This window comes from Leptolyngbya sp. PL-A3 (genome assembly GCF_039962325.1).
Classification (GTDB): Bacteria; Cyanobacteriota; Cyanobacteriia; order Elainellales; family Elainellaceae; genus Vacuolonema.
Map to the genome: position 1 here is coordinate 97,447 of NZ_JAMPLB010000004.1, position 12,155 is coordinate 109,601.

Sequence of the window (12,155 nt, forward strand, 5' to 3'; positions counted from 1 at the left end):
TATTTTGAGCAGATGCTTTCAAATTTGTCAAGTTTTGTAAATTATCATCTCACCTTTCTTATCAATTTGTGTCAGATGCCAGGTGAAAAGGTTATTTTGCAAGGGTTTTCTGGTACAAACTAATCTGTAACACTTTTTATCTTTGCCGATGGCGGCCTGGGTCTTGGCCAGTGATAAAGGGACCTATCTAAAAAGGATTCCCCCTTTGTCTGGTTTGACTACTGGCTGACCGGGTTTTTCCCGATGCTTTGAGAAGGAGCCTATTGAATGTTCACAAACGTCAAGCCCGCCATTCGCCACATCGCCCCGGATGATCTGAACGGCCGTGCGCTTGTCAAAGTGGTTTACGTCGTTCTGGAACCTCAATATCAGAGCGCGCTGTCCGCGGCGGTGCGATCCATTAACCAAAACAACCCTAATATCGCCGTTGAGATCAGTGGCTACCTCCTCGAAGAACTCCGTGGTGCTGAGAACTACGAAGCTTTCAAGAAGGATGTCGCTGAGGCCAACGTATTTATTGCTTCGCTGATCTTTATTGAAGAGCTAGCCGAGAAGGTAACTGCAGCGGTAGAACCCGTGCGCGATCGCCTTGACGTTGCCGTTGTCTTCCCCTCCATGCCCCAGGTGATGCGCCTGAACAAGATGGGCACCTTTTCCATGGCACAGCTCGGCCAATCGAAGAGTGCGATCGGCCAGTTCATGAAGAAGCGCAAGGAGCAATCCGGCAGTAGCTTCCAGGATGCCATGCTGAAGCTGCTCAACACCTTACCCAAGGTGCTGAAATACCTGCCCATGGATAAGGCCCAGGATGCTCGGAACTTCATGCTCAGCTTCCAATATTGGCTGGGTGGCTCCTCCGACAACCTGGAAAACTTCTTGCTGATGCTGGTAGACAAGTACGTCAAGCCAGAAATTCCCAATCCTAAGCCCACAGCTGATTACCTGGAGCCTGTCACCTACCCGGATATGGGTATCTGGCATCCTCTAGCCCCTCAGATGTATGAGGATCTGAAGGAGTATTTGAACTGGAACACCTCCCGTCGAGACATTGGGGATGATTTGAAAGATCCTCTGGCTCCTACGGTAGGTCTGGTGCTGCAACGGACGCACCTGGTCACCGGAGACGATGCCCACTATGTAGCGATGGTACAAGAGCTGGAATGCATGGGTGCGCGGGTAATCCCCGTGTTCGCAGGCGGTCTAGACTTCTCCAAGCCAGTAGATGCTTATTTCTTCGACCCCATTTCGGGCAATCCCCTGGTGGATGTGGTGGTGTCCCTCACAGGCTTTGCGCTGGTCGGTGGCCCCGCTCGTCAGGATCACCCCAAGGCGATCGACTCCCTGAAACGACTGAACCGTCCCTATATGGTGGCGCTACCTCTGGTATTCCAGACAACCGAAGAGTGGCAGGATAGCGACCTCGGCCTACATCCCATTCAGGTGGCCTTGCAGATCGCAATTCCTGAGCTGGATGGGGCGATCGAACCCATCATCATGTCGGGTCGGGATGGTGCAACGGGTAAAGCCATTGCACTGCAAGACCGGGTTGAGGCGATCGCCCAGCGCGCCATGAAGTGGGCTAACCTGCGCCGCAAGCCCAAGCTCGATAAGAAAGTTGCCATCACCGTTTTCAGCTTCCCTCCTGACAAAGGGAACGTGGGTACCGCCGCTTACTTGGATGTATTCGGCTCCATCTTTGAAGTGATGAAGGCCCTCCAGAACAACGGCTACACCGTTGAAGAGCTGCCCGATTCTCCGATGGCTCTGATGGAAGCGGTAATTCACGACGCTCAAGCTCAATACGCCAGCCCCGAGCTGAATGTGGCCTACCGGATGTCGGTGCCCGAGTACGAAGCCCTGACTCCTTATTCCAAGCGTCTGGAAGAAAACTGGGGAGCACCTCCGGGACACCTCAACACTGATGGGCAAAACCTGCTGGTGTTCGGGAAGCAGTTCGGCAACGTGTTCATCGGCGTACAGCCCACCTTTGGTTACGAAGGCGACCCGATGCGGCTGCTGTTCTCCCGTTCTGCCAGCCCCCACCATGGCTTCGCCGCCTACTACACCTACCTGGAGCAAATTTGGAAAGCTGACGCGGTGCTGCACTTTGGCACCCACGGTTCTCTGGAATTTATGCCCGGTAAGCAGATGGGGATGTCGGGCGACTGCTACCCCGATAACCTGATTGGGAATATCCCCAACCTGTACTACTACGCGGCGAACAACCCGTCTGAGGCGACGATCGCCAAGCGTCGGAGCTACGCCGAAACCATCAGCTACCTCACCCCTCCCGCTGAAAACGCAGGCCTGTACAAGGGACTGAAGGAACTGAGCGAACTGATCAGCTCTTACCAGACCTTGAAGGATGGCGGTCGGGCCACCTCGATTATCAATGCGATTGTTGAGAAGTGCCGTCAGGTGAACCTCGACAAGGACATTGAGCTGCCGGAGGAAGGCGTCGAGTTATCAGTAGAGGCTCGTGACACTCTGGTGGGTAAGGTCTACATCAAGCTGATGGAGATTGAGTCCCGTCTGCTGCCTTGCGGTCTGCACGTGGTGGGTAAACCCCCAAGTGCGGAGGAGGCGATCGCCACCCTGGTCAACATCGCCGGTCTGGATCGCCCCGAGGACAATATCAAGAGCCTCCAGCGGATCATTGCGGAGAGCCTGGGTCGTGATCTGGATGAAGTGTATCGGAATAGCGATCGCGGCGTCCTCGACGATGTGCAATTGCTGTTCGACATCAACCAGGCCGTTCGCAAAGCAGTAGCCGCCATGGTGAAGGAACAGACTGATGCCGAAGGTCGTGTCTCCTTCATCACCAAGCTCAACTTCTTCAACATTGGTCGCAAGGAACCCTGGGTAGAAGCCCTCGCAGAAGCAGGTTATCCCAAGGTCAGCAACGACGACCTGAAGCCCCTGTTCGAGTATCTGGAGTTCTGCCTGCAACAAGTTTGCGCGGATAACGAACTGGGTGCCCTGCTCAAGGGTCTGGAAGGCGAATACATCCTTCCCGGCCCCGGTGGCGACCCCATCCGTAACCCCGATGTACTGCCCACGGGCAAGAACATCCACGCGCTGGATCCCCAATCCATTCCCACCGCAGCGGCAGTCCAGTCTGCTCAGGTGGTCGTGGAACGGCTCCTGGCAAGGGAAATGGCAAACAACGGTGGTAATTACCCCGAAACTATTTCCTTCGTGCTGTGGGGTACCGATAACATCAAGACCTACGGCGAATCTCTAGCTCAGGTGATGTGGCTGGTGGGTGTGCGTCCTGTGCCCGATTCCCTGGGCCGGGTAAACAAGTTGGAACTGATTCCCCTGGAAGATCTGGGTCGCCCCCGGGTAGACGTAGTGGTGAACTGCTCTGGTGTGTTCCGTGACCTGTTCATCAACCAGATGAACCTGCTCGATCGCGCCATCAAGATGGCTGCCGAAGCAGACGAGCCTTTGGAGATGAACTTCGTCCGTAAACATGCTCTAAAGCAAGCGGAAGAGATGAAGATCGATGTGCGCCAGGCTGCAACTCGCGTCTTCTCCAACGCCTCCGGTTCCTACTCCTCCAACGTCAACCTGGCGGTGGAAAATAGCACCTGGGAAAACGAGTCCGAGCTTCAGGATATGTACCTGGCACGGAAGGGCTTTGCCTTCAACTCCGACAACCCCGGTGTGATGGTGGAATCGAAGGAAATCTTCGAGACTGCGCTGAAGACGGTAGATGTCACCTTCCAAAACCTGGATTCGTCAGAAATCTCCCTGACAGATGTATCCCACTACTTCGACTCTGACCCCACCAAGCTGGTCGGTCGTCTACGGGGCGATGGTAAGCAGCCCACCGCTTACATTGCCGACACCACCACCGCCAACGCTCAGGTGCGGACCCTGTCAGAAACTGTCCGTCTGGATGCTCGTACCAAACTACTGAATCCTAAGTGGTATGAGGGGATGCTGTCCCACGGCTACGAAGGGGTGCGCGAGGTGTCGAAGCGCCTGGTGAACACGATGGGTTGGTCGGCCACCGCTGGCGCAGTAGACAACTGGGTCTATGAAGATGTGAACACCACCTTCATCGAAGATGAGGAAATGCGGAAACGCCTCCTCAACCTCAACCCCCACTCCTTCCGCAAGATTGTTGGCACTCTGCTTGAGGTCAACGGTCGCGGTTATTGGGAAACTAGCGAGGAGAACCTCGATCGCCTCCGCGAACTGTATCAAGAAGTGGAAGATCGTATTGAAGGGATTGAGTAATCGCTTCTAAGTAACGCGAAAATTAGATCCCCGGTTTCTTCAAGAAACCGGGGATCTTTTTGCGAGAAATATAATTCGCCATTTCAAAATCAGATCGACATAATTTGGGAAGGATGTTCATCCACCAGGCTCTAACGTTGCTATAACAGCAATTCTCAGTATGGAATTAGGCCCGAAAACCGCTTGCCTTCGGCAAGCGGTTTTCGGGCTTCAAAGCCAAGATTGCGCGCCCCTCGGGCGCGCAATCTTGGCTTTGAAGCTCATAATGAGAACTGCTGTTGCTATAAGCAGCACCAACACCAGCACAGAATAATCATCTAGGCCAGGCATCCCCTAATGGAAAAGTATGAGCAGATTTCCTAACTACAGCGCTTTCCAAACGCTTAAAATTTGGTTGTTTTTGTGAGAGCCGCGCGGAGCACGGCTCTCACAAAAACAACCGTGGCTGATTCAAGCGCAAAGCGCTGTAAGTGTAGGAAACGTCAAGTTGCTCCCCCTCCTAAAAGAGTTTCTATCATCGCTACTAAGGCTTTTAGTTGAACAGGTTTGCTGATGTATTCGTCAGCCCCTGCTTCAAGGCAGCGATCGCGATCGCCTGGCATCGTCAAGGCCGTGAGCGCAATGATTGGCACATGCTTTAGAGGCGGATGCTCACGAATTTGGCGGATTGCCTCCAGACCATCAATACCTGGCATTTGAATGTCCATGAGAATCAGGTCAGGATTTTGAGCCTGGGCGATCGCTACCGCTTCATACCCATCATGCGCCAACACCACCTGATACCCCTTATTTTCTAGATAGGCCAGCAAGGTTTCCTGATTTGCTTCGTTGTCTTCGGCCAGGAGAATAAGAGGAGAGGAATTTTCAGGGCCGGAGGGCAATGGCTTTGAAGGCTTTATAGCCGTAGATTCCTGAGGTGATGCGGGGGTTGGGCGAGGGGAAGCAAACGCTAAATAAGGCTGGGGTAGATAAACTGTAAAGCAACTTCCCTCTCCAACCCGACTATTGAGGGTAATCCACCCTTCATGCAAATTTGCAATACGTTGAGACAGTGCCAATCCTAACCCGGTGCCCTGGTACTGCCGGTTCAAACTACCATCGATCTGAATAAACGGTTGAAAAAGACGCTCCTGGTTTTCGCGGGAAATGCCAATTCCGTTGTCACGGACAGCAATGCAAACAAAAGGAGTTGAAGCAGGAAAGCGATCGCCACTCCGCTCCTCCAGCATCTCACCAGGTTGTTTGACGGCCACCTCTAAGCAAATATTGCCTCCATCCGGCGTAAATTTGACAGCATTGCTGAGAAGGTTAATGAGTACCTGACGCATCCTCCGCTCATCAAATTGGCACGTTTCTAATGTATTCGATATCTCTAAAGAGAGTCGAATCCGTTTGTTGGAAGCAACCTGTCTGATAAAAGTTAGACTGTCTTCACAGAGATGACGAATATCAATATCTTTGATTTCTAAATCTAGTTTTCCAGACTCAATCTTAGATAGATCAAGAATGTCATTAATCAATTCTAATAAATGCCTGCCACTACTCTCAACCGTTGAAATCATCTTTTTCTGGCGCTCGTTTAATGGGCCAAAAACTTCATCATGCAAACTCTCAGACATACCGAGAATGGCATTGAGAGGAGAACGAAGTTCATGGCTCATGTTGGCCAGGAATTCATCTTTAAGTTGAGTGGCTCGATCTAATTCTGTGTTGACTTGGGCCAGACGATTAATACTATGCCGAAGTTCTAGCTGGCTGATGACCTGGCGAGAAAGGGCTTCCAGTGCTTCCAATTGTGCATCCGTCAAGTTCCGGGGCACTCGATCGATCACGCATAAGGTTCCCAGGGGCAAACCTTGAGGGGTTACCAGAGGGGCACCTGCATAAAACCGAATATTAGGGTACGTCATCACCAAAGGATTATCTGCAAAGCGAGGATCCTGAAGTGGATCAGGCACAACCATTATGTCGTTGGGTTGCATAATGGCGTGGGCACAAAAAGCAGAGTCTCGACTGGTTTCGCTGACCGTTAAACCAACTTTGGACTTAAACCATTGGCGATCGTGATCAATCAACGTAATGAGAGCAATGGGTACTCCACAGATGCGAGAAGCCAGCTGAGTCAAGTCATCAAATGCCTCCTCCGCTTCCGTGTCTAGGATCTGATATTGCAAAAGTGCCGCGATTCTCTCGTGTTCATTGTCAGGAATGGGGGCCCTGGGCATGGCAATGTTACACCTGAAAACTATGGGAAATACTTCTATAGATGAGTAACATCATGTTCGATAGAAAGATAGTTTCAGTGCCTCACTTAGTTATTATGCCCAGATTCGGACTGATACTTGACGGTTTAAGTTTGCCTATGTGTGGTGATGTGAGGCACTTCGCACCTCACATCACCACACATAGGTTGATGTTCGCCGTGCAGTACTAAGCTGAAATCCCGCTTCTAAAAAACACTTTCAAGATCAGACTATCAAGACTGAATTTATATTCTTGAGGACGGAAAGCAGCTCCCGAAACATCTAACTCCTACAATTTATATCAACATTGATTGAATAACCATAAAACCGAAACACCGAGTAAGTAGGGTCTTGTGTTTAATTGAGTAGAGTTACTTATAACCCTTCCTAACCGAGTGAGATATGAGAGATAGATGTAGGTCTATGCTCTACATCAACCTGTCGCACCTCGCCCGAGCGAAAAACGCTGTATTACTCCTTTGGAGCCTCTGGAAAGAATTAGCGTTCCCATGAAGTCAGTCTTGTTCGAGAAACTAAACCTAAAATGACAGAACTTACGCATTTGTGTTGTGGGTGGGGTGCTTCGCACCCCACCCACAACACAAATACGTAAGTCCTGAATGACTTGCCATACATGTAATGCATCAAGTTTTTCTAAGGCATAACCGTTTACATGTATGACTGACAGAAGAAATGTATGAATTTTCAGTTCTTTTCAAAAAATGTAACTTCTGTATGAGGAAGGCTTACATAAAGACCTTCACTGTTTTTTCTAATACCTTCATATGAATGTATGAAGTTACACAGAATGAGAGAGGCTACACTCAATGTCTTTCTTTTGTGCAGCCGTCTGTGAAAACGGTATTACTTGTCTATCAACTTAATGAATAGCCAATCAAAGTTCTTCAGGACTCACATCAGTTAGCTGTGGGTTATGCATTATGGGTGAAGCGGTATATGCAATTCACGACATCTAGCATCAACACATCAGCCTGCTTCTTCTACCGTAATGCCACGGGCGATCGCTGTAATCAGCATAATGAAAAAGACATCTATTCCCCCGACGGTTTCTGTGGCACGTAAACGACCGACTGAGACGAATCAAACTCGTTTTTGGCAAATGGTGGCAAACACGCCCCGGCTGCTCAAACTAGTCTGGGAAGCGACCCCGGGCACGTTAACCCTAACCCTGATCGTCACCCTGGCTCTGGCTTTAATTCCCGTTGGACAGCTTTACGTGAACAAGCTGATTGTTGACCGAGTTATTGGCGAACTGACGCAACCGGGCATTGAATGGACGCCCCTCCTCTGGTTGGTTGCCGCAGGTTTGGGGCTGATGCTGGCCCAGGGGGGGTTTACCCAGGCCAATAATTACCTATCGCAGGTGTTGAGCGATCGCTTCACCCTCTATGCCAACCGCGTCCTGTTGCAACAGGCCATTCAACTCGATTTAGCCCACTACGAATTACCCGATTTTTACGACACTCTCAGCCGTGCTCAGCAAAGCGGCAGTAGCTATCCAGTCAGGGTGTTGGGCACACTCACCAGCCTCATGGGCCAAGTCGTGACCTTTACAGGTTTGCTGACTCTGCTGCTCAGTTTCAACCCGATGATCGTATTTCTGCTGCTGCTCAGCGCCCTCCCGGCCCTCTGGGTAGGCATTCGCTTCTCAGGGGTGCGCTTTCGGTTGATGCGGCGGCAAACCCAGAGCGGGCGCATGGCTGAATACTTGCAAAAAGTGCTGACAACCCAGGAGTTCGTCAAAGAGGTGCGGCTCTTTAACCTGGGGGGTTATTTGCTGGGCGAATGGCAGGAAATTCGCGATCGCTTTAACCGGGAACTCGCCGAAATGGCAAGCCAGCAGGCATGGCTACGCTTTGGTGTGGGTCTGGTATCTTCTATGGGCTTTTATGGGGCCTACGCCTGGGTAATTATCGGCACGCTGAGGCAGCACATTACAGTGGGCGATTTGACCATGTACACGGGGGCCTTTCAGCAATCTCAAGGGCTAATCCAGGGCATTCTTTTCAACATTGCTTTGGTATACGAATTCAACCTTTACGTCTCGCAGTATTTTGAATTTCTCAACCTCGAACCCCAGGTCGTTAACCGACCTCATCCTGAGCCCTTCCCAACTCCCATGCGCAAGGGTTTGGAGTTGCGGAATGTGGGATTTGCCTATCCCGGTGCCCCAGAACCGACCTTGCGAGACATTAACTTGACGGTAGCCCCCGGCGAAAGCATTGCCTTAGTAGGCCTCAACGGAGCGGGGAAAACGACCCTGTTGAAGCTTCTCACCCGTTTCTATGACGTTCAACAGGGAGAAATTACCATTGATGGTATTCCCCTTCATGAGTTTGAGCTAAGCGATTTACGGCGCAACGTAGGGGTCGTCTTCCAAGACTTTTCCCGCTACAACTTGAGCGTGCAGGACAATATTGGCTTTGGTGACCTTCCCCAACGGGAGAACCTGGACCGCATCCAGGAAGCTGCTCAGAATGCTGGGGCCTCTGGTGTCATTGATGCCCTGGAATTTGGCTATCAAACTATTCTCGGCAAAACCTTTTCTGAAAGTGCTGAACTTTCTGGTGGGCAGTGGCAGAAGATTGGGCTGGCACGAGCTTTCATGACCCCAGCACAGATTTTGATTCTGGATGAGCCTACAGCAGCATTAGACGCGATCGCTGAGTTTGACCTGTTCGAACGCTTCCAACAACTGACTCAGGGAAAAATGACCTTCCTGGTCAGCCACCGCTTCTCTACGGTTCGTATGGCCGATCGCATTGTCGTCCTCGAACATGGCACCATCATCGAAATGGGCAGCCACAACGAACTGATGCGCCAAGGCGGCACTTATGCAGAAATGTTCCGATTGCAGGCCTCTAGTTATAGCGATCGCAATTAACCAGGTCTTACACAAGCCCGCTATGTTTAGTGCATTTTTGTTGTGTGTGGTGGGCGAAGCCCACCACACACAACAAAAATGCGTCAGTCTTGTTAACCAAAATTTCGCGTTTTTCACCAGGTGTAACGGTTTTCCCAACTACACCTGACGAAAGCAAAAGCTGAATGAACGTTAGCGTTCCATAATGGGAAGCATTAATGAGTCAGACTCATGCATTGATACTCTCCCCTTCCCTATGGATGAATCTCGTCCCTGGTTTCTCTATGCGCTGCGATGGCGGGGTTCCGTCATTCCATCGATCCTGCCACGAACACTAATCTGCGGGTTATTTGGACTGCTGATTGCAGTGTTATATCACTATGGGCTTCCAGTTTATGTTCCCGTACTGGTGAGCATTATTCCCAATGTGGTGCTAGGTCTAATGCTGGTCTTTCGCACCAATACAGCCTACGAGCGTTATTGGGAGGGCCGCAAGCTATGGGGCAATCTGATTAACAATATCCGTAACTTGGCCCGAAATATCTGGGTGGTGGTACAGGAACAGGAGGCGGGCGATCGCGCTGATAAAGAAGCTGCACTCTATACACTGGCAGCTTTTGCAGTTGCGACCAAACTGCATTTACGAGACGAACCTACTAATGAAGAACTGGCCGAGTTAATTACTCTGGAGCGCTACCAAAAGCTTCAATCTATGAATAATCCTCCTTTAGAGGTGGCATTCTGGATTAGTGATTTTCTGCAACAAAAATTTCATCAAGGGGCCATTAACGTCTACCAGCTCAATGGTATGCAGGAATTGCTTAACGCCCTGGTCGATAACCTTGGCGGTTGTGAGCGTATTCTCAAGACACCCATTCCAATGGCTTATGCTATTCACCTAAAGCAATTGCTCCTGCTGTACTGCTTCACGCTACCGTTTCAACTCGTTCAAGATCTGGGGTTCTGGACAGGCCCCATGGTAATTCTGATTAGTTTCACGCTGTTTGGCATTGAAGAAATCGGCATCGAGATTGAAAACCCGTTTGGGCGTGACTCTAACGACCTCCCCTTAGATACCATCTGCAAAACGATTGAGCGTAACATCAATGACTTAATGTCATTAGAGCCTTCTACAGCTCGCCTCAAAGCCAGTTCTGACAGATTGGACTGAAGGGACGCAAAATATGAGGTGAGCTACTGATCAATACTCTGGACCGTTTTTCTGAAACTCCTGATTTTGCGTGCGCTTCGCGCACGCAAAATCAGGAGTTTCAGAAAAACGGTTCAAACTAATGGGATAACAACAAGTTTGAAATAGAACCAAAAATTTACAGCTATGTAAAGGTATGCCAAGAAATTACGCATGAGGGCGTCATCTTGCAAAACCCTGACGATAATCGGAAAATGACACACGTTGATCTTGAGAAGAAGCAACATGGGGCTGAGTGACGGAATTCGTAATCCAGATACACGGGCTAATGTAGTCGCAGATTGCGTCAAGTTGATGGATGAGCAAGTTGCCGCCAAAGGTGGACTGGGAGGCCTAGCGTTTAAAGCGACCTATGGCGCTGTCAAAGGCGTTGAGCCCGGTTACATTCCGGGGGCTATCCAACGGCTTTTACCCGAGGCGGTTGCCGCCCTTGAGCCCATCTGGAATGAGGGCGTTCAGTCTGGTGACCCCGTGCAATACTTGAGTGAACATCGCTCTCGAACCGCTGATATGCTGCTAAGCACAACAGATGCCCGTATTGAGAAGGCAAAGAATGGCGTTGTGCGTGCTTCCTACAATAAACTGCGCAAGTCAGTAAAGACAGATATTGAAGAGGCCGTTCCTGGGCTGGCTAAGATTCTCAATACGCATCTTCAGGGCTAAACCCAACGTACCGAGACTCAAATTCTAAGGGTGCTGTATAGAGCAGCACCTTTTTTGTTTGTGGCGATCGCCTGTTGCCCCTGGCTATAGCGCTCTCGCGTAACGTTACCCTAATCATGCAATGCAATAACTTACCGCCATTTCATCTCCAAAACCTTATTTAGCACTACTTTCACCAAACTGATATATCTTTTCCGATCTAATGAACCTCAGTTCGGGATAAGCTGAAGTGCTCATTTTGTCGTGCGCAAAGCGCACGACAAAATGAGCGTTTTCGAGTGCCGCACGACGCGCGCCACTCGAAAACGCCCTTAACCCGAACTCAGGTTAATGAGGTATGAGAGAGGGGCATAGGACGACGTCTCACGCCCCTCTCTCATACCCCAAGCCCTATTCGAACCTGTAGATAAAAACTCAGCTAGGCGTTAATTCGTTTATCTACTGATTGAACGTGTCCATGCTCATCTAAGTAGCTAACGCAAGTAACTCTAAAGAAGTAGGCCGTTACGATTAAAGTAAGGCCCACAAAAGCTGTGTGACCCGCCTTGTACGTAGCACAACTTTTGTGGGCCTTATTTTAATTGACCTGAGCAAGTGATGGGTACTCTAAAAGATGTATTTATAAAAACATTTTTAGAATGAATTCAATTTTCTCTAGCTTTTCTTAAAAATTCTGTGCCGCAAAAATTTAAGCTTCTTATCTGAGTTTATCTATACTCTCTTAATACTGACCCTTAAGTGAAATAACTTCTCATTTTTAGAGGAGCCTTGCTGTAGAAGTATCACCAGGCAAAGAGAAGCCAGGATCAACAGATTTCCGAAAGCGTTTATTAGGAATAATTTGCAGTTATGACAGTAAACTTCATTTGAATTTTCTTGAACATTTTAGACCAGTTAACAACATGTT

Annotated in this window: 6 protein-coding genes; 5 read left to right on the forward strand and 1 reads right to left on the reverse strand. The window is 49.9% G+C overall.

What is annotated here, in order from left to right:
- Positions 1-267: 267 nt before the first annotated feature.
- On the forward strand, positions 268-4,248 hold the full coding sequence (locus NDI52_RS05205) for a magnesium chelatase subunit H (protein ID WP_190773316.1): 3,981 nt from the start codon (positions 268-270) through the stop codon (positions 4,246-4,248).
- 482 nt (positions 4,249-4,730) lie between these two features.
- On the opposite strand, the gene NDI52_RS05210 is transcribed toward NDI52_RS05205, so the two are convergent.
- Complete coding sequence (locus NDI52_RS05210; RefSeq protein WP_190773315.1) at positions 4,731-6,473, reverse strand: hybrid sensor histidine kinase/response regulator; 1,743 nt, start codon at positions 6,471-6,473, stop codon at positions 4,731-4,733.
- 975 nt (positions 6,474-7,448) lie between these two features.
- On the opposite strand from NDI52_RS05210, the gene NDI52_RS05215 reads away from it, so the two are divergent.
- The 4 genes from NDI52_RS05215 (at position 7,449) to NDI52_RS05230 (ending at position 11,248) form a co-directional block, all read left to right on the forward strand.
- Positions 7,449-7,574, forward strand: a complete 126-nt coding sequence (locus NDI52_RS05215) for a hypothetical protein (RefSeq protein ID WP_277874405.1) — start codon at positions 7,449-7,451, stop codon at positions 7,572-7,574.
- Positions 7,564-9,396: an ABC transporter ATP-binding protein gene (locus NDI52_RS05220; protein WP_347280060.1), complete on the forward strand. Its 1,833-nt coding sequence runs from the start codon at positions 7,564-7,566 to the stop codon at positions 9,394-9,396. The genes NDI52_RS05215 and NDI52_RS05220 overlap by 11 nt, the downstream gene beginning before the upstream one ends.
- A 235-nt stretch (positions 9,397-9,631) precedes the next feature.
- Positions 9,632-10,546, forward strand: coding sequence for a bestrophin family ion channel (locus NDI52_RS05225; protein ID WP_190773314.1), 915 nt, complete (start codon positions 9,632-9,634; stop codon positions 10,544-10,546).
- Between the two features lie 264 nt (positions 10,547-10,810).
- A complete protein-coding gene (locus NDI52_RS05230) occupies positions 10,811-11,248 on the forward strand; it encodes a hypothetical protein (protein WP_190773313.1) in 438 nt (145 codons plus the stop codon).
- Positions 11,249-12,155: the final 907 nt, after the last annotated feature.